Annotated in this window: 19 protein-coding genes and 3 tRNA genes; 5 read left to right on the top strand and 17 right to left on the bottom strand. The window is 75.1% G+C overall.

Annotation, left to right across the window (positions count from 1 at the left end; translation table 11 throughout):
- Window positions 1-10: 10 nt before the first annotated feature.
- A complete protein-coding gene (locus BUE37_RS18610; RefSeq protein WP_073421787.1) occupies window positions 11-658 on the bottom strand; it encodes a DUF7373 family lipoprotein in 648 nt (215 codons plus the stop codon).
- Complete coding sequence (locus tag BUE37_RS18605; RefSeq protein WP_073421786.1) at window positions 655-1791, bottom strand: D-alanine--D-alanine ligase family protein; 1137 nt, start codon at window positions 1789-1791, stop codon at window positions 655-657. The genes BUE37_RS18610 and BUE37_RS18605 overlap by 4 nt, the downstream gene beginning before the upstream one ends.
- Window positions 1792-1898: 107 nt before the next feature.
- Here BUE37_RS18605 and BUE37_RS18600 point away from each other — a divergent pair, with 107 nt between their 5' ends.
- Window positions 1899-2687, top strand: a complete 789-nt coding sequence (locus BUE37_RS18600; protein ID WP_245794728.1) for a CDP-alcohol phosphatidyltransferase family protein — start codon at window positions 1899-1901, stop codon at window positions 2685-2687.
- A gap of 222 nt (window positions 2688-2909) precedes the next feature.
- On the opposite strand, the gene BUE37_RS18595 is transcribed toward BUE37_RS18600, so the two are convergent.
- From BUE37_RS18595 to BUE37_RS18585, 3 genes are read right to left on the bottom strand one after another with little or no spacing between them, the layout of a single operon-like run.
- A complete protein-coding gene (locus BUE37_RS18595) occupies window positions 2910-4058 on the bottom strand; it encodes a cystathionine gamma-lyase (protein ID WP_245794726.1) in 1149 nt (382 codons plus the stop codon).
- Window positions 4059-4114: 56 nt separating this feature from the next.
- Window positions 4115-5116, bottom strand: coding sequence for an NAD(P)H-dependent glycerol-3-phosphate dehydrogenase (locus BUE37_RS18590; RefSeq protein ID WP_073421785.1), 1002 nt, complete (start codon window positions 5114-5116; stop codon window positions 4115-4117).
- Window positions 5113-5931: a lysophospholipid acyltransferase family protein gene (locus BUE37_RS18585; RefSeq protein ID WP_083628916.1), complete on the bottom strand. Its 819-nt coding sequence runs from the start codon at window positions 5929-5931 to the stop codon at window positions 5113-5115. The genes BUE37_RS18590 and BUE37_RS18585 overlap by 4 nt, the downstream gene beginning before the upstream one ends.
- A 125-nt stretch (window positions 5932-6056) precedes the next feature.
- Here BUE37_RS18585 and cofC point away from each other — a divergent pair, with 125 nt between their 5' ends.
- From cofC to BUE37_RS18570, 3 genes are read left to right on the top strand one after another with little or no spacing between them, the layout of a single operon-like run.
- Window positions 6057-6695: a 2-phospho-L-lactate guanylyltransferase gene (cofC, locus tag BUE37_RS18580; RefSeq protein WP_425432425.1), complete on the top strand. Its 639-nt coding sequence runs from the start codon at window positions 6057-6059 to the stop codon at window positions 6693-6695.
- Window positions 6696-6747: 52 nt separating this feature from the next.
- Window positions 6748-8853, top strand: coding sequence for an RNA degradosome polyphosphate kinase (locus tag BUE37_RS18575; protein ID WP_245794724.1), 2106 nt, complete (start codon window positions 6748-6750; stop codon window positions 8851-8853).
- A complete protein-coding gene (locus BUE37_RS18570; protein WP_073421783.1) occupies window positions 8843-9772 on the top strand; it encodes an NUDIX hydrolase in 930 nt (309 codons plus the stop codon). The genes BUE37_RS18575 and BUE37_RS18570 overlap by 11 nt, the downstream gene beginning before the upstream one ends.
- 22 nt (window positions 9773-9794) lie before the next feature.
- On the opposite strand, the gene leuD is transcribed toward BUE37_RS18570, so the two are convergent.
- Both leuD and leuC read right to left on the bottom strand, forming a co-directional pair.
- Window positions 9795-10403, bottom strand: coding sequence for a 3-isopropylmalate dehydratase small subunit (leuD, locus tag BUE37_RS18565; protein ID WP_073421782.1), 609 nt, complete (start codon window positions 10401-10403; stop codon window positions 9795-9797).
- Window positions 10404-10408: 5 nt separating this feature from the next.
- Window positions 10409-11821, bottom strand: coding sequence for a 3-isopropylmalate dehydratase large subunit (gene leuC / locus BUE37_RS18560; protein ID WP_073421781.1), 1413 nt, complete (start codon window positions 11819-11821; stop codon window positions 10409-10411).
- Between the two features lie 82 nt (window positions 11822-11903).
- Between leuC and BUE37_RS18555 the strand changes: the two genes are divergently transcribed.
- Entirely contained in the window at window positions 11904-12581 is a 678-nt protein-coding gene (locus tag BUE37_RS18555; protein WP_245794723.1) for an IclR family transcriptional regulator, read from the top strand.
- Between the two features lie 18 nt (window positions 12582-12599).
- Here BUE37_RS18555 and BUE37_RS18550 read toward each other — a convergent pair whose 3' ends face one another.
- The 10 genes from BUE37_RS18550 to BUE37_RS18505 all read right to left on the bottom strand — a co-directional run bounded on the left by BUE37_RS18550 (window position 12600) and on the right by BUE37_RS18505 (window position 20961).
- Window positions 12600-12908: a hypothetical protein gene (locus tag BUE37_RS18550; RefSeq protein ID WP_073421779.1), complete on the bottom strand. Its 309-nt coding sequence runs from the start codon at window positions 12906-12908 to the stop codon at window positions 12600-12602.
- A gap of 13 nt (window positions 12909-12921) precedes the next feature.
- Window positions 12922-14604 carry a sodium:solute symporter family protein gene (locus BUE37_RS18545; RefSeq protein WP_073421778.1) on the bottom strand — a complete coding sequence of 561 codons (1683 nt, stop codon included), beginning with the start codon at window positions 14602-14604 and terminating at the stop codon, window positions 12922-12924.
- A gap of 23 nt (window positions 14605-14627) precedes the next feature.
- On the bottom strand, window positions 14628-15794 hold the full coding sequence (gene galK, locus BUE37_RS18540) for a galactokinase (RefSeq protein ID WP_073421777.1): 1167 nt from the start codon (window positions 15792-15794) through the stop codon (window positions 14628-14630).
- Complete coding sequence (gene galT / locus BUE37_RS18535; RefSeq protein ID WP_139253037.1) at window positions 15791-16882, bottom strand: galactose-1-phosphate uridylyltransferase; 1092 nt, start codon at window positions 16880-16882, stop codon at window positions 15791-15793. The genes galK and galT overlap by 4 nt, the downstream gene beginning before the upstream one ends.
- A gap of 134 nt (window positions 16883-17016) precedes the next feature.
- Window positions 17017-17089, bottom strand: a tRNA-Glu gene (locus BUE37_RS18530).
- Between the two features lie 98 nt (window positions 17090-17187).
- Window positions 17188-17260: transfer RNA gene (locus BUE37_RS18525), tRNA-Glu, on the bottom strand.
- A 50-nt stretch (window positions 17261-17310) separates the two neighbouring features.
- Window positions 17311-17382, bottom strand: a tRNA-Gln gene (locus BUE37_RS18520).
- Window positions 17383-17444: 62 nt separating this feature from the next.
- A complete protein-coding gene (locus BUE37_RS18515; protein ID WP_073421776.1) occupies window positions 17445-18680 on the bottom strand; it encodes a CPBP family intramembrane glutamic endopeptidase in 1236 nt (411 codons plus the stop codon).
- The gene (gene gltX / locus BUE37_RS18510) at window positions 18680-20152 is read right to left on the bottom strand and encodes a glutamate--tRNA ligase (RefSeq protein ID WP_073421775.1); all 1473 of its coding nucleotides are present in this window, start codon (window positions 20150-20152) and stop codon (window positions 18680-18682) included. The genes BUE37_RS18515 and gltX overlap by 1 nt, the downstream gene beginning before the upstream one ends.
- Window positions 20149-20961: a fumarylacetoacetate hydrolase family protein gene (locus BUE37_RS18505; protein WP_073421774.1), complete on the bottom strand. Its 813-nt coding sequence runs from the start codon at window positions 20959-20961 to the stop codon at window positions 20149-20151. Before BUE37_RS18505 ends, gltX begins: the two co-directional genes overlap by 4 nt.
- Between the last annotated feature and the right edge of the window lie 50 nt (window positions 20962-21011).

Genomic DNA, 21011 nt, shown 5'->3' with positions numbered 1-21011 from the left:
CCCACCGGGCTCAGGCCGGCGGCAGCTCCTCGAGCTGCGCGGCCACCACGTCGCGGACCTCGGCGACGGCCTCCTCCTCGGTGCCCGCCACCGCGGTGACCGCGACGCTGAACGACCCGTGGCCGCACCAGGCGAAGGCGGCCGGGCCGGCGAGGCCCGTGGCGGGGTCGGCCTCCGGCACGGTGAGCAGGCTGCACCCGGCGGGCAGGCCGGGCGGGTCGTGGCGCAGCACCCCCTCGTACACCTCGGCGTCGTTGCCGGCGAGGTCCTCGGCGTAGGTGGCGGCGCCCGCGGGGTCGTCGAACTGGTCGAGGAAGACGCTGGTCAGCGGGCCGGTGGTGGAGCCCCAGAAGCGCTCCCAGCCGTGCCGGTACCCGTAGTCGCGCAGCACGTCCCGCTCGCGCTCGGGGTCCTCGGCGTAAGTGGCGACGTCGTCGACGGTCTTGGCGCCGGCGGGCGGCTGCAGGTCGGCGTCGGGGATGCGCGGCAGGCCCGAGGGCACCTCGGCGAGCACCAGGTCGCCGAGCTCCTCGACGCTGCCCGGCGTCGGGACGGCCTCGGACCGCACGCCCTCCGCCTCGGAGGCCGTGCAGGCGGCCACCAGGGGGCCGGCCAGCAGCAGGCCGGCGGAGAGGACGGCCCGGCGGCCGCGGGTCACCGAGGGGCCGGCCGGCCCGCCCGCGCCAGCGCGGAGGCGACCAGCCGGTCGACCAGCTCGGGGTAGGGCACCCCGCTGGCCGCCCACATCCGCGGGAACATCGAGATCGGTGTGAAGCCGGGCATGGTGTTGACCTCGTTGACCACCAGCCGGTCCTCGCCGTCCGGGCCGGTGCCGAGGAAGAAGTCGACGCGCGCGAGCCCCTCGCAGTCCATGGCGAGGTAGGCGCGGCAGGAGGCCTCCTGGACCGCGCGGGTCTGCTCGGGCGTGAGGTCGGCCGGCACGTCGAACTCGACGGCGTCCTCGAGGTACTTGGCGTCGAAGTCGTACCAGTCGGTGCCGGGCTTGAGCCGGATCTCGGCCGGCAGGCTCGCCTCGGGGGCGCCGCCGTCGCGGCCGGCGAGCACCCCGCACTCGACCTCCCGGCCCGGGACGGACGCCTCGACGACGACCTTCCCGTCGACGGCGGCCGCGGTGGCCACCGCCTCGGGGAACTGCGCCCAGTCGGTGACGCGGGTGATGCCGATGCTCGAGCCGGCCCGCGACGGCTTGACGAAGACCGGCAGGCCGAGGCGCTCGCGGTCGTCGGCGGAGAGCGCGTCGGGGTGCGCCCACAGCGCGCCGCCGGCGTCGCGGAGGACGACGTGGTCGCCCTGCGGCAGCCCCGCTGAGGCGAGGAGCTTCTTGGTGAACTCCTTGTCCATCGAGGCGGCGCTGGCGAACACGCCCGACCCGACGTAGGGCAGGCCGCTCATCTCCAGCAGGCCCTGGATGGTGCCGTCCTCGCCGTAGGCGCCGTGCAGGACCGGGAAGACGACGTCGACCTCGGTGAGCGCCGCGCCGATCCCCCGTGCCGGCTCCAGGACCGCGAGCCCGCGCCCGGCGGGGTCGCCGACCAGGGAGACCGCCGTCCCGCCGGTGACCTCGGGCAGCTGCCCGTCGGTGATCGCGAGCCGCTGCGCGGGGTCGGGCAGGACCCAGCGGCCGTCGCGGGCGATGCCGACCGGCACCACCTCGTAGCGCTCCGGGTCGAGGGCGGCGATCACGCTCCCCGCCGAGACGCAGGAGATCGCGTGCTCCGCGCTGCGCCCCCCGAACACGACCGCGACCCGCACCCTGCCTGTCCCGCTCATCGCGGCCGACCCTAGTCGACGCCCGAGCGCGTCCCGCGTCTCCCGCGGGGCCGGGGCCCGCGCCGTGTGGGAACCTCGTCGGGATGCGGGAGAACGTGGCCCCTCCGGTGGACCCCCGACCTCCGGCGACGACGGCGCACCAGGGGCACGGGGACCGTCCGGCGCGTCCGCACTCCCTCGGTCTGCGGCTGGCCGGCGCGGCCGTGCACGCCTACACCGCGCTCGGCTCGGTGCTGGCGCTGCTGTTCGTGCTCGCCGCGCTCGAGGGCGAGGTGGAGGCCGCGCTCTGGGTGGGCCTGGCCGCGCTGTTCATCGACGGCACCGACGGGATGCTCGCCCGCCGCGCGCGGGTCAAGGAGACGATCCCCTGGTTCGACGGCGCCCTGCTCGACAACATCGTCGACTACCTGACCTACGTCTTCGCGCCGATCGTCCTGCTCTGGACGACCGGCGCGCTGCCGCACGGGCCGTGGGGTTGGGTACTCGCCGCGCTCCCGCTGCTGGCGTCGAGCTACCAGTTCTGCCGGGTCGACGCGAAGACCGACGACCACACGTTCCTCGGCTTCCCGAGCTACTGGAACGTCGTGGCGTTCTACGCGGTGGTGCTCGACCTGTCGCAGCCGGCCGTCGCGATCACGCTCGTCGTCTGCTCGGTGCTCGTGTTCGTGCCGGTGCGCTACCTGTACCCGTCGCGCACCGAGGCCCTGTGGCAGCTGAGCATGCTGCTGACGGCGGTCTGGTTCGTCTGCTACGCCGTGCTCGTCGTCCAGCTGCCCGACCCGAACCCGTTCGTCGTGGTGCTGTCGTTCGCCTACGTCGTCTACTACCTGGCCTTCAGCGGGTGGCTCACCGCCCGCGCCGCCCACCGCCGCCGCCGGGCCGCCCGCGCCGCCTGACGTCCCGGGCGGTGATGCGGGCGGTGATGCGCACCTGGGGTGCAGCCGGGCGCCAGGACGCGACGCGACCGCACGTCACCGGCGCGAGCGTGTGCGCTGACCCCGCATCCGTCGCCCGTGGATGCGGCGTGGGCGCACACCGTCGGGCCGGCGCGAGGCGATGTGCACCTGAGGCGCATCCGGACGCCGGAACGCACCGCGCCCGCACATCACCGGCCCGGCTCAGGGAGCGGACGCGGCGTCGAGCCCCGCGGTGAGGTCGGCGACGACGTCGCCGGTGTCCTCGATCCCGCAGGAGAACCGCAGGAAGCCCCCCGGGACGGCGTCGCCGCCCCACTGCGCCCGGCGGTCGACGGTGCTGTGCACCCCGCCGAAGCTCGTCGCCGCGACCCACAACCGGGTGGCGGCGAGGAACCGGGAGACCGCCGCCTCGTCGGCGAGCTCGGCGGACACGACGCCGTTGGGCCGCAGCATCTGCCGCGCCGCCAGCGCGTACGAGGGGTCCTCCGCCCGCCACGGCCAGCGCACGCCGGTGGCGGCGGGGTGCGCGGCGAGCGTCTCGGCCACCGCCGCCGCGGTCTCCCCCTGCCGGGCCAGCCGCAGGTCCAGGGTGCTCATCGAGCGGTGCCCGAGCCAGGCGTCGAACGCGCCCGGGGTGGCGCCGGTGTGGTCCCGCCAGCCCTTGAGCCGGTCGTACACCTCGTCTGAGGAGGTGCTCACGTGGCCGAGCAGCAGGTCGCTGTGGCCGGTGAGCGCCTTCGTGTCGGCCGCCATCGTCACATCGGCGCCGAGCGCCAGCGGCCGCTGGCCGAGCGGGGTCGCGGTGGTGTTGTCGACGGCGAGCAGCGCGCCGGTGGCCCGGGTGGCCCGGGCGACGGCGGCGACGTCGCACACGTCGAGCATCGGGTTGCTCGGCGTCTCCAGGACCACCATCCGGGCACCGTCGAGGTCACCGCGCGCGGCGACGCCGGCGATCTCGAGGGTGGGCACGTACTCGACGCGGACGCCCAGCCGCTCCAGCTCGTCGCGGGCCAGCAGCCGGGTCGTGTAGTAGCCGTCGCTGGGCAGCACGAGCCGGTCGCCGGCCGACACCAGCCCCAGGACGACGGCGGAGATCGCGGCCATGCCGGTGGCGAAGGACAGGCAGCGGCCGCCGTCCAGCTCGCCCACGGCGTCCTCGAAGGCCCGGAAGGTCGGGTGCTCGGTGCGGGCGTACGCGTCGCGGCCGCCGGCGCGGGGCGGCAGGTCGCCCAGGTGGTACGGCGCGGCGAACACCGGCGAGGGACGCAGCGGGGCGCCGGGCTCGGGAGCCGGGTCACCGGCGTGCACCGACCGGGTGCCGTCCCCCCATCCACCAGGCAGTCCACTCACTCGGGCTCCGCCCGTGGTGCCGTCGCTCACTCGGGCTCGGCCGGTGGTGCGGTCGCTCACTCCGGCTTCGCCTCGCGACTCATGATCTCCTTCACCATCTGCGCCGCCGGGACGCCCTCGTGGCAGACCCGCACGACCGCCTCCGTCAACGGCATCTCCACCCCGTGCGCGCGGGCGAGGTCGAGCACCGGCCGGCAGCTCTTCACGCCCTCGGCGGTCTGCCGGGTGGTGGCCTGCACCTCCTCCAGCGACAGGCCGCGGCCGAGCTTCTCGCCGAACGTGCGGTTGCGCGACAGCGGCGAGCTGCAGGTGGCCACCAGGTCGCCGAGGCCGGCCAGGCCCGCGAACGTCGTCAGCTCCGCGCCGAGCGCGAGGCCCAGCCGGGCGGTCTCGGCCAGCCCGCGGGTGATCAGCGAGGCCCGGGTGTTGTCGCCGAAGCCCATCCCCTCGGTGATGCCGCAGGCCAGCGCGATGACGTTCTTCACCGCGCCGCCGAGCTCGCAGCCGACGAGGTCGCGGTTGGTGTAGGGCCGGAAGTACGGCGTGTGGCAGGCGGCCTGCAGCGCCGTCGCGCGGTCGTCGTCGGGGCAGGCGATGACCGTGGCCGCAGGCTGCTCCTCGGCGATCTCGCGCGCCAGGTTCGGCCCCGACAGCGCCGCCACCCGCTCCGGGCCGGCGCCGGTGACCTCGCCGATCACCTCGCTCATCCGCTTGGTGCTGCCGAGCTCGATGCCCTTCATCAGCGACAGCAGCGTGGCGTCGGGCGGCAGCAGCGGCGCCCACTCGCCGAGGTTGGCCCGCAGCGACTGCGACGGGACGGCCAGCACGACGACGTCGGCGCCGTCGAGGGCGACCCCCGCGTCGGTCGTGGCGCTGAGCGCGCCGGGCAGCCGCACGCCGGGCAGGTAGTCGGGGTTCTCCCCGGTCTCGGTGATCGCCGCGGCCAGCTCGGGCCGGCGGGCGTGCAGGGTCACCGCGCACCCGGCGTCGGCGAGCACCTTGGCGAACGTCGTCCCCCAGGACCCGGCCCCGAGGACGGCGGCGCGCGTGCCGCTCACGCGGCGCTCCCCGGCAGGTCGCCGGGCAGCGCACGCCGCGGCCGGGCGGCGAAACCGGGCGGCGCCGTCTCGCCGCGGACGTCGGCCAGGAGGTCACGCACCCGGCCCATGATGGTGTCGGTGACCTCGCGCAGCAGGTCGGGCGTCAGCGGGCGTCCGGCGCGGACCTCCTCGCGCAGCGCGGTGAGGTCGACCGGCTCGCCGACCGCGTAGTCCGTGGGCGTCCGCAGCCGCAGGTGCAGCTTCTTGCTGTGGTAGTCGTGCACCCGCTGCGGGCCCCACTGCGCCACCGGCAGCACGACGGCGTCGGTGGTCAGCGCCAGCCGGGCGACGCCGGTGCGGGCCTGCATCGGCCACCAGTCCTCGTCGCGGGTGACCGACCCCTCGGGGTAGATGACGACGACGTTGCCGGCCTCGAGGTCGGCGGCCGCGGCGGCCAGCGCGCCCCGGGCCTCCGACGACCCGCGGGCCACCGGGATCTGCCCCGCGTCGCGCAGGATCGCGCCGGCCAGGCCCTTGAACACCGCCTCCTTGGCCAGGAAGTGCGGCACCCGCCCGTTGTCGTAGACCAGCCGCGCGCAGGCCAGCGGGTCGAGCACGGAGACGTGGTTGGCCACGAGCAGCACCGGCCCGGTGCGCGGCAGCCGGTCTCCGTGCCGGTAGCGCAGCCGGAACAGCAGCGAGGCCACCGGGTAGATGACGACGACGGCCAGGCGCAGCGACCACGGCAGCCGCCCGCGTTCGTGCAGGGCGCGGGGCCGTGTCTGCCCCGGGACCGCGGGGGTCCCCGGGGTCGGGTCCTCGGTCACCGGCATCCCTCCGCTGGTCGTGACGACCGGCACATGATCGACCCTCCCGGGGGCCGGTGGTCGCACCGGGGTCCCCTCGCGGGTCCCCTCGCGGCGACGGCCCGGCGCCCGCGTGTGCTCACATGGGCGGTGTGCGGTGGTCCCTGGTCGTCCCGGCGAAGCGGCTCGGCGCGGCCAAGACCCGCCTGGCGCCGCTGACCGGCGGCGGCCGCGGCGACCGGCCCGACCTGCACGCGAGCCTGGTGCTGGCGCTGCTGGCCGACACCGTCGCCGCCGCGCGCGCCTGCCCCGCGGTGGCCGCCGTCGTGGTGGTCACCGACGACGAGCGGGCCGCGGCCACCGTGCGCGCCCTCGGCGCCCGCACCGTGGCCGACGAGCCCGACCGCGGGCTCAACCCGGCGCTGGCGCACGGCGCCCGGGCGACCGGGGCGGCGGCGGTGGCCGCGCTGTCGTCGGACCTGCCGGCGCTGCGGCCGGCCGAGCTCGCCGCCGCGCTCGACGCCGCCGCGGCGGTCCCCCGCGGGTTCGTCGCCGACGCCGCGGGCACCGGCACCACGCTGCTCACCGCCTCGGGCGTGCCGCTGGACCCGCACTTCGGCAGCGGCTCGGCCGCCGCCCACACCGCCGCGGGTGCGCTGGCGCTGACCGGCGACTGGCCGGGGCTGCGCCGCGACGTCGACACCCCCGCCGACCTGCGCGAGGCCACCGGCCTCGGGCTCGGGCCGGCCACCGCGGCGCTGCTGCCCCGGCTGCCGCGGCCGGCGGCCTGAGGCCCCCGGGCGCGGTCCCTCGCCGTTCACCTGCGTGGGGCACGATGACCGGGTGGCTGCCGAGACGACACCCGTGGTGACCGGGCCGGAGACCCCCGCCCCCGCCGACGGGTCGACCGCCCTGCCCGCCGACCGCTTCCTCAACCGGGAGCTGTCCTGGCTGGACTTCAACGCGCGGGTGCTCGAGCTGGCCGAGGACGAGTCGATGCCGCTGCTCGAGCGGGTCAAGTTCCTGGCGATCTTCGCCGGCAACCTCGACGAGTTCTACATGGTGCGCATCGCCGGGCTGAAGCGCCGGCTGAGCACCGGCCTGACCGTCCGCTCCCCCGACGGGCTGACCATCCGCGAGCAGCTGGCCCGGGTCACGGCGCGGACGCAGGAGCTGGTGCACCGGCACGCCGTCGTCTTCGAGCAGGACGTGACGCCGCGGCTGGAGGCCGAGGGCATCCGGATCGTGCACTGGGAGGACCTGGCCGAGTCCGAGAGCCGGCGGCTGCGCGAGTACTTCCGCGACCAGGTGTTCCCCGTGCTCACCCCGCTGGCGGTCGACCCGGCGCACCCGTTCCCCTACATCAGCGGCCTGTCGCTCAACCTCGCCGTCTCGGTGCGCGACCCCGAGACCGGTGCGCCACGGTTCGCCCGGCTCAAGGTGCCGAACAACGTGCCGCGCTTCGTGCCGGTGGGATCGGACGACGAGGCGACGTTCCTGCCGCTCGAGGACCTCATCGCCGCCCACCTGGCGCTGCTGTTCCCCGGCCTCGAGGTGATCGACCACCACCTGTTCCGGGTCACCCGCAACGCCGACCTCGAGGTGGAGGAGGACCGCGACGAGGACCTGCTGCAGGCCCTCGAGCGCGAGCTCGCCCGCCGCCGGTTCGGCCCCGCGGTCCGGCTCGAGGTCCACAGCACGATGGACCCGCAGATCCTGTCGGTCCTCGTCTCCGAGCTCGAGGTCGACCCCCAGGACGTGGTCACCGTGCCCGGGCTGCTCGACCTCGCCTCCCTGTGGGCGCTGTACGACATCGACCGCCCGGAGCTCAAGGACGAGCCGTTCGTGCCGGCCACCCACCCGCGGCTGTCCGAGGGCGAGACGCCCATGAGCGTGTTCGCCACGCTGCGCGAGGGCGACGTGCTGGTCCACCACCCGTACCACTCGTTCGCCACGAGCGTGCAGCGCTTCATCGAGCAGGCCGCGGCCGACCCGCACGTGCTGGCGATCAAGCAGACGCTGTACCGCACGTCGGGCGACTCCCCGATCGTCACCGCGCTCATCGAGGCGGCCGAGGCGGGCAAGCAGGTCGTCGTCCTCGTCGAGGTCAAGGCGCGCTTCGACGAGGAGGCCAACATCACGTGGGCCCGGTCCCTGGAGCGCGCCGGCTGCCACGTCGTCTACGGCCTCGTGGGGCTCAAGACGCACTGCAAGACGGCGCTGGTGGTGCGCCGGGAGAACGGCGTCATCCGCCGCTACGCGCACATCGGGACGGGCAACTACAACCCGAAGACGGCGCGGCTGTACGAGGACCTCGGCATCCTCACCGCCGACCCGCGGGTGGGCGCCGACCTCACCGACCTGTTCAACGTGCTGACCGGCTACTCGCGGCAGACGTCCTACCGGCAGCTCATGGTGGCGCCGCAGGGCATCCGCGCCGGGCTGCTGGAGAAGATCCGCCGCGAGGCCCGGCACGCCGCGGAGGGGCGGCCCTCGGGCATCCGGATCAAGGTGAACTCCCTGGTCGACGAGCGGCTCATCGACGCGCTGTACGAGGCGTCGCGGGCCGGGGTGCCGGTCGAGCTGTTCATCCGCGGCATCTGCGCGCTGCGCCCCGGCGTGCCCGGGCTGTCGGAGAACGTCCGCGCCCGCTCGATCGTGGGCCGCTTCCTCGAGCACTCGCGCGTCATGGCGTTCGTCAACGGCGGCGACGAGGAGTGGTGGATCGGCAGCTCCGACCTCATGCACCGCAACCTCGACCGGCGCGTGGAGGTGCTCCTGCGGGTCTGCGACGACACCGCGCAGCGGCAGCTGCAGGGCATGTTCGACGCCGCGATGGCGCCGGGCGTGCGCTGCTGGGAGCTCGGCCCCGACGGCGCGTGGGTCCGCGGCGGCGAGCGCGACTACCAGGCCGGCCTCATGCGGGCGGTGACCGAGCATGCCGGCTGAGCGCACCCGCGCGGTCGTCGCGGCGGCCGGCGGCGTGGTCTGGCGCCCGGCCGACGGCGGCGGCATCGAGACCGTCGTCGTCCACCGGCCGCGCTACGACGACTGGTCGCTGCCCAAGGGCAAGCTCGACGCCGGCGAGAACGCGCTGACCGCCGCCGTCCGGGAGGTCTGCGAGGAGACCGGGCTGCAGGTGGTGGCCGGGCGGCGCAGCGTGCGCACGCACTACGAGGTCGCCGCCGGCCCCAAGCACGTCGACTACTGGCTCATGCGGGCCGTGGGCGGGGAGGAGTTCACGCCCAACGACGAGGTCGACGAGCTGCGCTGGCTGCCGGTCGACGACGCCTCCCGGCTGGTCACCCACGCGCACGACCGCGCCGTGCTGGCGGACCTCGCGCGCGAGGACGTCCCGCGGGCGCCGTCGCTGCTGCTGGTGCGCCACGCCAAGGCCGGCAGCCGCCGCGACTGGGACGGCCCCGACGAGGAGCGGCCGCTGGAGAGCCAGGGCCGCCGGCAGGCCGCGCAGCTCGCCGCGGTGCTGCCGCTGTTCGGGCCGCGGGAGCTGCACACCGCCGACCGGGTGCGCTGCCGGCAGACGCTGGAGCCGCTGGCCGCCGCGACCGGGCTGGAGCTGCACACGCTGCACGCCCTCGGCGAGGAGGAGTACGCCGCCGACCCGCGGGCCGGGCTCGACGCCGTCGAGGCGATGCTCGCGCCGTCGCCCGAGCCCGGGGTGCGGGTGGTGTGCAGCCAGGGCGGGGCGATCCCGTCGGTGCTCATGAGCCTCGGGGTGCGCTTCGAGGGCACCCGCCTGCACCCGCCCGCGGCCAAGGGCAGCGTGTGGGCGCTCGGCGGGCGCCCGGGCGCGCTGCTCGCCGACTACTACCGCGAGTTCGACCCGGACGCCGACGCCCCCCGCTGAGGGGGCGCCGGCGCCGGGGACGTCACCCGGCCGGGAGCGCCGGGAGCGCCTTCGGCAGCCACGCGGGGCGGCGGTCCTCGAAGGCCTCGATGTCGCCGAGGTGCCGCTCGGTGAGCCCGACGTCGTCGAGGCCCTCCAGCAGCCGCCAGCGGGTGTACTCGTCGACCTCGAACGGCACGGTGGTGTCGCCGTAGGAGACCGTCCGCGCCCCCAGGTCGACCGTCACCGGGGTGGCCGGGTCGGCCTCGACGGCCTGCCACAGCGCCTCGACGTCGGCCTGCGGCAGGACGACGGTGAGCAGCCCCGACTTGGTCGAGTTGTTCTTGAAGATGTCGGCGAACCGCGAGCTGATGACCACGCGGAAGCCGCCGTCGAGCAGCGCCCAGCAGGCGTGCTCGCGGGAGGAGCCGGTGCCGAAGTCCGGGCCGGCGACCAGGACCGTCGCGTCGGCGTACTGCGGCTGGTTGAGCACGAAGTCGGGCTCGTTGGTGCGCCAGGCGACGAACAGGCCGTCCTCGAAGCCGGTGCGGGTGATCCGCTTGAGGTACTCGGCCGGGATGATCTGGTCGGTGTCGACGGCGCTGCGCCGCAGCGGGGCCGCCGTGCCGGTGTGCGTGGTGAAGGGCTGCATCGGACTCAGACTCCAGCCATCTCGAGGTCGGCGGGGGCGGTCAGCCGCCCGGTGAGCGCGGTCGCGGCGGCCACGGACGGCGACACCAGGTGGGTGCGCCCGCCCTTGCCCTGCCGGCCCTGGAAGTTGCGGTTGCTGGTCGACGCCGACCGCTCCCCCGGCTTCAGCTGGTCGGGGTTCATGCCCAGGCACATCGAGCACCCGGCGCCCCGCCACTCGGCGCCGGCCTCGGTGAACACCCGGTCCAGGCCCTCGGCCTCGGCCTGCTGCTTGACGCCGATCGACCCGGGGACGACGAGCATCCGGGTGTTCGCGTCGATCCGCTTGCCGCGCAGCAGCTCGGCGGCGGTGCGCAGGTCCTCGATGCGGCCGTTGGTGCACGAGCCGAGGAAGACGGTGTCCACCTCGATCTCGCGCAGCGGCGTGCCCGGGGTCAGGCCCATGTAGGCCAGCGCCTGCTCGGCGGCGCGCCGCTCGTTGTCGTCGGCGAGGTCGGCCGGGTCGGGCACCCGCCCGGTGATCGGCAGGCCCTGGCCGGGGTTGGTGCCCCAGGTGACGAACGGCGCGAGCTCGGCGGCGTCGAGGACGACCTCGGTGTCGAAGGCGGCGCCCTCGTCGGTGTGCAGCGTCCGCCAGTACCCGACGGCGGCGTCCCAGTCGGCGCCCTGCGGGGCGTGCGGGCGGCCCTGCAGGTAGGCGAAGGTCGTCTCGTCGGGGGCGATCATCCCGGCGCGGGCGCCGGCCTCGATCGACATGTTGCAGATCGTCATGCGGGCCTCCATCGACAGCGCCCGGATGGCGCTGCCGCGGTACTCGATGACGTGCCCGGCGGCGCCGTTGGTGCCGATCCGCGCGATGACGGCGAGGATCACGTCCTTCGCCGAGACGCCCTCGGGCAGCTCGCCCTCGACGGTGACCGCCATCTGCTTCGGCCGGTACTGCGGCAGCGTCTGGGTGGCCAGCACGTGCTCGACCTCGCTGGTGCCGATGCCGAAGGCCAGCGCGCCGAAGGCGCCGTGGGTGGAGGTGTGGCTGTCGCCGCAGACGATCGTCAGGCCGGGCTGGGTGAGACCCAGCTGCGGGCCGATGACGTGCACGATGCCCTGGTCGCGGTCGCCCATCGGGGCCAGCCGGATGCCGAACTCGGCGGCGTTGCGGCGCAGCGCCTCGACCTGCGCCCGGCTCACCGGGTCGGCGATCGGGGCGAGGACGTCGAGCGTCGGGACGTTGTGGTCCTCGGTGGCCATGGTGAGGTCGGGCCGGCGCACCGGGCGGCCGGCCGCGCGCAGGCCGTCGAACGCCTGGGGGCTGGTGACCTCGTGCACGAGGTGCAGGTCGATGTAGAGCAGGTCCGGCTCGCCCGCGGTGCTGCGCACCACGTGGGCGTCGTAGACCTTCTCCGCCAGGGTCTTCGGCACGTTCCCTCCAGGTCCCACCGAGCGCGCATCCCATTGCGTGGGATGAGAGTATCGCTGTGTGGGACAGCCTAACCCCGTCGCCGTGCTGGACAAAGCAGTGGCCATCCTCCGCGCCGTGGCGCACGAGCCGGCCACCCTCGCCGACCTCGTGGAGCGCGCCGCGCTCCCCCGCGCCACCGCGCACCGGCTGGCCGTCGCCCTGGAGGGCCACCGCCTGCTGCGCCGCACGCCGGCGGGCGCCTGGGCGCCCGGCCCGGCGCTGGCCGAGCTCAGCCACGGCAGCGTCGACCTCGCCCAGGTGGCCGGCCGGCACCTCGTCGCCCTGCGCGACGCGAGCGGCGAGAGCGCGCAGTTCTACGTCCGCGAGGGCGGCTCGCGCGTCTGCGTCGCCGCCGCCGAGCGCACCTCGGGCCTGCGCGACACCGTCCCGGTGGGCGCCCGGCTGCCCATGACGGCGGGCTCGGCGGCGCACGCGCTGCTCGCGTTCGCGCCCGCCGAGGAGGTCACCCCGCTGCTGCCGAGCGCGAGCTTCACCGCCCGCACGCTGCTCGACGTCCGCCGGCGCGGGTGGGCGCACAGCGTGGCCGAGCGCGAGGCCGGCGTCGCCTCCCTGTCCGCGCCGGTGCGCGACCCCGCGGGCGCCGTCCTGGGCGCGGTCTCGATCTCCGGGCCGGTCGAGCGGCTCGGCCGCCGGCCGAGCCCCGAGGTGGTCGGCGCGGTCCTGGAGACGGCCGCCGCCATCGCCCGCGCCGCGAGCTGACCGGCGGGCCGGACCCGGCTAGTGCGCCGCGGTCCGGCCGCTGCCGTCGTCCTCGGGGTCCTGCCGGCCGGCCGGCTCCTCGACGACGACCGGCCGCAGCCGCGACCACAGCAGGAAGACCAGGGCGAACACCAGCATCGCGATGCCGGCCCAGAGGTTGGCGTTGGTGTCGCCGGTCTTCTCCTGCTCGGCCGGGGTGTTGCCGAACAGCCCCATGAGGACCAGCACGACGCCGTAGAACCCGATCAGCGCCGCGATGACGTTGCGGACGTCGAACGCGCCCGCCGAGTGCTTCGACCCGCCGGCGCGGGTGGTGCTGCTGCTCATGACCGCACTCCTGTCAGCGGAAGATCACGTTGAGGACGATGACCATGACCAGCGCGATGCCGGCCAGCTTGGTCGGCGACTGGTACCAGGGCAGCCGGTGGGCGTCGGGGTCGGTGCGCTGCTCCTTGGGCGTCTCCGAGTAGACGAGCCCGGCGAGCTGGGCGACCGGCTTGGGGGCGGTGACCATGCTGACCGCGATGCTCACGACGATGTCGACGACGAACGCCGCGCTCGCCGCGACGAAGCTCGCGCCCTGGCCGCCCAGCGGCAGCACGCCCAGCGACGCCGCCCCGAAGGCGTCCTCGCTGAGGAACGCCACCGCGACCGCGGCCAGCGTGCCCGACACCAGGCCCATCCAGCCCGCGGTCGGCGTCATCCGCTTCCAGAACATGCCGAGGATGAACGTGGCGAACAGCGGGGCGTTGAAGAAGCCGAACAGCGTCTGCAGGTAGTCCATCAGGTTGCTGTAGCCCGAGGCGATGATCGCCGTCCCGATCGCCACCACGGTGGCGCCGACGGTCGCCCAGCGGCCCACCGCCAGGTAGTAGGAGTCGGGCCGGTCCTTCTTCACGTACTGCTGCCACAGGTCGTAGCTGAAGACGGTGTTGAAGGCGGAGATGTTGGCCGCCATGCCGGCCATGAACGCCGCGAGCAGGCCGGCGAGCGCGACGCCGAGCAGGCCGTTGGGCAGGGTGTCGCGGATCAGCAGGAGCAGCGCGTTGTTGTAGTCGAAGTCGGGGTCGGCGCTGGCCCGCGCGGCGGCGACGTCGTCGACCAGGACCGTCGCGATGACGCCCGGGATCACCACGATGAACGGGATGAACATCTTCGGGAAGGCGCCGATGATCGGCGTGCTGCGCGCGGCGGACATCGACTTGGTCGCCATGGCCCGCTGGACCTCGACGAAGTTCGTCGTCCAGTAGCCGAAGGACAGCACGAAGCCCAGGCCGAAGACGATGCCGATGACCGACAGCACCGGGCTGCCGATGCCCGACAGCTCGGTGGCCGGCCACGAGGTGAGCTCCTCGCCGCGGCCGGCGCCGCGGACCTCGTCGATGAGCCCGCCGACGCCGCCGACGCGGTGCAGGCCGATGAGGGTCAGCGGCAGCAGCGCCGCGACGATCACGAAGAACTGCAGGACCTCGTTGTAGATCGCGGCCGACAGCCCGCCGAGGGTGATGTAGCTGAGGACCACGGCCGCGGCCACGATCAGCGACACCCACAGCGGCCAGCCGAGCAGCGCGTTGACGATGGTGGCCAGCAGGAACAGGTTGATGCCGGCGATGAGGATCTGGGCGACGGCGAAGCTCAGCGCGTTGACCAGGTGGGCGCCGGTGCCGAACCGGCGGCGCATGAACTCGGGGACGCTGCGGACCTTCGACCCGTAGTAGAAGGGCATCATCACCACGCCGAGGAACAGCATGGCCGGGACCGCGCCGATCCAGAAGTAGTGCATGGTGCTCATGCCGTACTGGGCGCCGTTGGCCGACATGCCGACGATCTCGACGGCGCCCAGGTTGGCGGAGATGAACGCCAGGCCGGTCACCCACGCGGGCAGCGACCGGCCGGACAGGAAGAAGTCCAGGCTGTCGGACACCCGCCGCCGCGCGGCGAGTCCGATCAGCAGCACGACGGCGAAGTAGGCGGCCACCAGCAGGTAGTCGACGAACCCGGCGTCCAGTCTCAGATCGCCCACTCAGGCCTCCACTCGGTTGTGCGTCACCTCAGCCGCCGGGCCCCCGCTGCGGGGACCACGACGTAGGAACGGGGGGCGCCGGCGCGCTCGGCGACGGCGGCGGACACGGCCTCGACGGCGCCGGCGTCGACCAGGGCGACGGCGCTGCCGCCGAAGCCGCCGCCGACCATCCGGGCGCCGTACGCGCCGGCGGCCAGCGCGGCCTCGACGACGGCGTCGAGCTCGGGCACCGACACCTCGAAGTCGTCGCGCAGCGAGGCGTGCCCGGCGGTGAGCACCGGGCCGGTCTCCCGCGGGTCGGCGCCGGCGCGCAGCAGGTCGACCACCTCGGCCACGCGGGCGTCCTCGGTGACCACGTGCCGCGCCCGGCGCAGCAGCACCGCGCCCTCGTCGGTGCCGTCGTCGAGGGCGGCCAGCGCGTCGGTGCCCGGCAGGTCGCACAGGTACTCGACGCCGAGGCGGCGCGCGGCCTCCTCGCACTGCCGCCGGCGCTCGCCGTAGCCGCTCTCGGCGTGGCTGTGCGTGGTGCCCGAGTCGACGACGAGCAGCGCCAGCCCGGCGGCCTCGAGGTCGAGCGGCACCTGGTCCCAGGAGCGGTCACGGGTGTCGAGGTGCAGCGCGTGCCCGGCGGTGCACAGCACCGAGGCGGACTGGTCGAGGATGCCGGTGGGGGCGCCGACGAAGTCGTTCTCGGCCCGGCGGGCGACATCGACCAGGTCGTCGGGGCCCCAGTCGAGGCCGAGCAGGTCGCGCACGGCGAGCGCCGCGGCGCACTCCAGCGCCGCCGACGACGACAGCCCCGCGCCGGCCGGCACGTCGCCGTCGACGAGCAGCGACAGCCCGCCGGCGGCCGCCTCGCGCACCTGCTCCACGATCCCGGCCGGGTAGCCGGCCCAGCCGCCGGGGGTGCCGGGCGTGAGGTCGGCGACCGCGACGTCGGCGTCCTCGCCGGGGTGCTGCGCGGAGACGAGGACCAGCCGGCCGTCGTCGCGGCGGGCGGCCGCGGCGCGGACGGTGTGCGGCAGGGCGACCGGGAGCACCGAGCCGCCGTTGTAGTCGGTGTGCTCGCCGATGACGTTCACCCGGCCGGGCGCGGCCCACACGCCCTCGGGCGCGGCGCCGAAGCGCTCGGCGAAGGCCGCCGCGGCGGCGCCGGCCGCGGCCGCGTCGTCGGCCGGTGCGTCGCTCACGGGACGACCACCGCGCGCAGCTGCTCGGCGACGTCCTCGGGGTTGGTGTCGGTGATGAACGCGCCCATGCCCGACTCGGAGCCCGCCAGGTACTTGAGCTTGCCGGGCGCGCGGCGCAGCGAGAACAGCTGCAGGTGCAGCCACCAGTCCTCGCGGCCCTCCCGCACCGGCGCCTGGTTCCAGGAGGCGATGTAGGGCATCGGGGTGTCGAAGCGGTGCGCGAACCGGCCGAGCACGTCGAGGTAGATCGCGGCCAGGTCGTCGCGCTGGGCGTCGTCGAGGGCCGGCAGGTCGGGCACCCGGCGGGTCGGGAACAGCTGCACCTCGTAGGGCCACCGCGCCGCGGCGGGCACGAACGCGACCCAGGAGTCGTTGGCGGCCACCACGCGCGGGCCGGTGCGCTCGGCCTCGACGACCTCGGCGAACAGGTCGCCGCCGGTGGTCTCGCGGTGCCGGCGCACCGAGGCGAGCACCCGCTCCACGCGCGGGGTCACGAACGGGTAGGCGTAGATCTGCCCGTGGGGGTGCGAGAGCGTCACCCCGATCTCCTCGCCCGAGTTCTCGAAGCAGAACACCTGCTCGACGCCGTCGATCGCCGACAGCTCCGCCGTCCGCTCGGCCCAGACGTCGACCACCAGCCGGGCGCGGTCGCGGCCGAGGCCGGCGAAGTGCTGGTCGTGGTCGCTGGTGAACAGCACGACCTCGCAGCGCCCGAAGCCGGGGCGCAGCTCGGCGAACGGGGCGCCGGGGGCGGTGGGCGGCACGTCGGTGTCGACCCCGGTGGCCAGCGACGGGAAGCGGTTCTCGAAGACGACGACCTGGTAGTCGCTGTCGGGCACCTCGCTGGGTCGGCCGGGCCGCGAGGGGCACAGCGGGCACTGGTCGGCCGGCGGCAGGAAGGTGCGCGTCTGCCGGTGCGCCGCGACGACGACCCACTCGCCGAGCAGCGCGTCGTGGCGCAGCTGCGACCGGGTGCTGACCGGCGGGAGGTCCCGGGTGTCCTCGGCGTCGTGGGCGGCGGTGCTGCCGTCGGCGTCGAAGTAGAGGATCTCCCGGCCGTCCGCCAGCCGGCGAGTCGTCCGGTTCACCGTTGCCGCGCCTCCGTTCCCGGCCCGAGGAGGGGCCCCGGGAACGCTACGTCCGCTGGCGATCATGGGCCACTCGGGGGGTCCGGGAACGCAGCAGGGCCCCCGGCCGGGGAGCCGGGGGCCCTGCTGTGGTGTAGCCCCGAAGGGATTCGAACCCTCGCTACCGCCGTGAGAGGGCGGCGTCCTGGGCCGCTAGACGACGGGGCCGGACGAGCACGATTCTGCCACACCACGGCGCCCGCCCCGTGGCAGGGGCCCGGGAACGGCGAGAGCCCCCGGTCCGGGGACCGGGGGCTCTCGGTGCGTAGCCCCGAAGGGATTCGAACCCTCGCTACCGCCGTGAGAGGGCGGCGTCCTGGGCCGCTAGACGACGGGGCCGTGCGGTGGTGCTGGTCGTGCTGTGGTGCTGAGGAGGTGGTGCTTCCTCGCTGGGGTACCAGGACTCGAACCTAGACTAACGGAGCCAGAATCCGTCGGGCTGCCAATTACCCCATACCCCAAGGTCTTGGCCGGCACCTCGCGGCGCCGGGGAGAACGATACCCGACGTCCCCGCGGGACGTGTCACCACCCCCCGGCCCGCGGGTCGCGGGCGGGGACGCGCAGGTCGAGGGCGGGGGTGAGCACCTCCGGGCGGAGCCGCCGGCGGGAGGTCGCCACCAGCGCCACGTAGGCGCCCATGGCCACCAGCGAGACCGCCAGCGACAGCAGCCCGATGCCGGCGGGGAGCTCCTGGGTGGCCACGCCGTCGCCGAGCGAGCCGGCCAGCAGGAAGACCAGCACGTTGTTGACCGCGTGCAGCACGATCGCCGCCTCCAGCCCGCCGGTCAGCCAGACGACCGCCGAGGCGGCCAGGCCGAAGGCGAACCGGTCGAGGAAGGTGGCGACGTCGCCGGGCGCGTGCGCCAGCGAGAACAGCGCCGCGGTGAGCACCGCCGCCGTCAGCGCCCCCGCCCGCGGGTCGCGGACCCACCCGGCGACCGCCTGGCTCAGGTAGCCGCGGAACACGTACTCCTCGGCCGCCGACTGCAGCGGCGTGGTGAGCACCACGACGAGCAGCAGCCAGAGCAGGTCGTCGACCGGCCCGGTGGCCGCGGCGTCGCCGAACGCGAAGCCGAGCACGACCGACAGGGCGATCCCGACGCCGAGGGTGGCCAGCGCCTGCAGCGTGTACGGGGCGAACAGCCGCCAGCGCAGCCGCGCCAGCACCGACGACGACCAGCCCGGGCGCATCCCGTGCGCGACGGCCCACAGCAGCCAGACGATCGGGATCGCGACGATCAGCGAGAGGTTGGTCACGAGCAGCACGCCGGGGTCGACCAGGTCGAGCAGCGCGAGGTCGGGCTCGATACCGGTGAGCAGCACCAGCAGCACGACGACGAACGCGGCCACCGAGTAGGCGACGACGAACAGCAGCAGGCCGAGCAGCGGCCTCCACCACGCCCAGTCCCGCGAGCGCATGGCCCGCAGGAAGGGCACCGGCTCGTCGTGCGGCGGGGTGCCCGGCGGCGGCGCCAGCCGGAGCCCCGGCGGCAGCGGCCCCGGCCCGAACGCGCCGGGCGGGTACGCGCCGTGCGGCACCGGCAGCGGCCCCGGGCCGGCCGGCCCGTGCGGGCCCGGGGGCAGGGGCACCGGGCCGAGCGGCCACGGCACCGGGCCGGCGGGCGCGCCGGCCCAGTGCGGGGCGTCCGCGCCGAGGAGCCCGGGCACCCGCGGCGGCGCCGCGTAGGGCCCGGTGGGCGGCGGGCCGGTGTACGGCTCGTCGGCGGCCCAGGGCGCCGGGCCCTCGGGGGCGGTCATCAGCTCGCGGTCAGCTCGCGGGCGGCCTCGAGGCGGCGCACCGTCCGCTCCCGGCCGAGCAGCTCGATCGACTCGTACAGCGGCGGGGACACCGTGCGGCCGCTGAGCGCCACCCGCACCGGCCCGAACGCCTGGCGCGGCTTGCGGCCCAGCCCCTCGACGAGGGCGTCCTTGAGCGCCTGCTCGATCGCCGGCGTGCTCCACCCGGGCAGGTCGCGCAGCGCGGCGGCCGCGGCGGCGAGCACCTCGCCGTCCTCGGGCCGCAGGTTCTTCGCCGCGGCGGCGGGGTCGACCTCGACGTCCTCGGTGAACAGGAAGCCGAGCAGCCCGACGACGTCGGACAGCACGACCGTGCGCTCCTGGGCCATCGGCGCGATGGCCCGCAGCACCCGCTCCTGCTCGGCCGTGGGCGGGTCGGCGACCAGCCCGGCGCCGGCGAGGACCGGCAGCACGGCGGCGACGTAGTCGTCGGCGGGCAGCGCCCGCACGTGCTGGGCGTTGATCGCCTCCGCCTTCTTGACGTCGAAGCGCGCGGGGTTGGCGCTCACCCGCGTGACGTCGAAGGCCGCGGCCATCTCGGCCATCGAGAACACGTCGCGGTCCTCGGCGATCGACCAACCCAGCAGCGCCAGGTAGTTGGCGAAGCCCTCGGGCAGGAAGCCGCGCTCGCGGTAGGCGTCGACGTTGGACGTGGGGTCGCGCTTCGACAGCTTCTTGTTGCCCTCGCCGGTGACGTAGGGCAGGTGGCCGAAGCGCGGCGTGCCGGCGGCGACCCCGACGTCCTGCAGCGCGGCGTAGAGCGCGAGCTGGCGGGGCGTGGAGGGCAGCAGGTCCTCGCCGCGGAGCACGTCGGTGATGCCCATCAGGGCGTCGTCGACGGGGTTGACGAAGGGGTACAGCGGCGCGCCGTTGGCCCGGACGACGACGAAGTCGGGCACCGAGCCGGCGGCGAAGCGCACCTCGCCGCGCACGAGGTCGGTCCAGGCGAGGTCCTCGTCGGGCATCCGCAGCCGCAGCACCGGCTCGCGGCCCTCGGCGCGGAAGGCGGCCTTCTGCGCGTCGGTGAGGAACCGGTCGGCGTTGTCGTAGCCGAGCTTGGGGTCCTGCCCGGCGGCCAGGCGCCGCGCCTCGACCTCCTCGTTGGTGGAGAAGGACTCGTAGAGGTGCCCGGCCTCGAGCAGCTTCCCGGCGACCTCCCGGTAGACCTCCGAGCGCTCGGACTGCCGGTAGGGGCCGTGCGGGCCGCCGACCTCGGGGCCCTCGTCCCAGTCCAGGCCGAGCCAGCGCAGGCTGTCGAGCAGGTGCCGGTAGGACTCCTCGGAGTCGCGGGCGGCGTCGGTGTCCTCGATGCGGAAGACGAACGCGCCGCCGGTGTGCCGCGCGTGCGCCCAGTTGAACAGGGCGGTGCGCAGCAGGCCGACGTGCACCATGCCCGTCGGCGAGGGGCAGAAGCGGGTGCGGACGCCCGTCATCGCGCGCCGCCCGCCGTGGAGGCGGTGTCGGCGCCGCTGACGCCGTTGGTCAGCGAGCCCAGGCCCTCGATCGCGCACTCGACGCGCTGGCCGGGCCGGATCGGGCCGACGCCCGCCGGGGTGCCGGTGAGCACGACGTCGCCGGGCAGCAGCGTCATGACCTGCGAGATGTAGGAGACCAGCGTGGGGACGTCGAACAGCAGCTGGCTGGTGCGCCCGGCCTGGCGCCGCTCGCCGTCGACGGTGCAGGTGATCTCCAGGTCGGCCGGGTCCTTGCCCAGGCCGCGCAGGTCGGTCTCGATCCACGGACCGAGGGGGCAGAACGAGTCGAAGCCCTTGGCGCGGGTCCACTGCCCGTCGGCCTTCTGCATGTCCCGCTCGGTGACGTCGTTGCCGATGGTGTAGCCGAAGACGCTGCCCGGGACCTGCTCCGGGGTGAGGTTGCGGGCGCCGCGGGCGCCGATGACGACGGCGAGCTCGACCTCGTGGTGCACGTTGGTGCTGCCGGCCGGGATGCGGATGGCGTCGCCGGGGCCGATGACCGACGTCGAGGGCTTGAGGAACAGCAGCGGGCGCTCGGGGGCGTCGCCGGTGTTCATCTCCTTGACGTGGTCGGCGTAGTTCTTGCCGACGCAGACGACCTTGCTCGGCAGGATCGGCGAGAGCAGCCGGACGTCGGCCTGGGCGAAGCGCTGGCCGGTGAAGGAGATGGTGCCGAACGGGTGGCCCTCGATCTGGGCGACCTGGCCGTCGCCGTCGAGGACTCCGAAGGACATGCCCGAGGGCGAGGCGAAGCGGACGATGCGCACGAGGTCGAGGCTACTGACCCCGCGCGGGCCCGCCGCCCGCCCTACGGTGA

This window comes from Geodermatophilus nigrescens (assembly GCF_900129495.1).
Classification (GTDB): Bacteria; Actinomycetota; Actinomycetes; order Mycobacteriales; family Geodermatophilaceae; genus Geodermatophilus; species Geodermatophilus nigrescens.
The sequence above is the reverse complement of the archived record's forward strand: the minus strand, read 5'-3'. Positions and strand labels throughout refer to the sequence as shown.

Coding starts and splice junctions, on each gene's coding strand:
- BUE37_RS18605 (WP_073421786.1), bottom strand. CDS start 1,791: ATGAGCGGGACAGGCAGGGTGCGGGTCGCGGTCGTGTTCGGGGGGCGC.
- BUE37_RS18585 (WP_083628916.1), bottom strand. CDS start 5,931: ATGCCGGTGACCGAGGACCCGACCCCGGGGACCCCCGCGGTCCCGGGG.
- BUE37_RS18570 (WP_073421783.1), top strand. CDS start 8,843: ATGCCGGCTGAGCGCACCCGCGCGGTCGTCGCGGCGGCCGGCGGCGTG.
- leuD (WP_073421782.1), bottom strand. CDS start 10,403: ATGCAGCCCTTCACCACGCACACCGGCACGGCGGCCCCGCTGCGGCGC.
- BUE37_RS18550 (WP_073421779.1), bottom strand. CDS start 12,908: ATGAGCAGCAGCACCACCCGCGCCGGCGGGTCGAAGCACTCGGCGGGC.
- BUE37_RS18515 (WP_073421776.1), bottom strand. CDS start 18,680: ATGACCGCCCCCGAGGGCCCGGCGCCCTGGGCCGCCGACGAGCCGTAC.
- gltX (WP_073421775.1), bottom strand. CDS start 20,152: ATGACGGGCGTCCGCACCCGCTTCTGCCCCTCGCCGACGGGCATGGTG.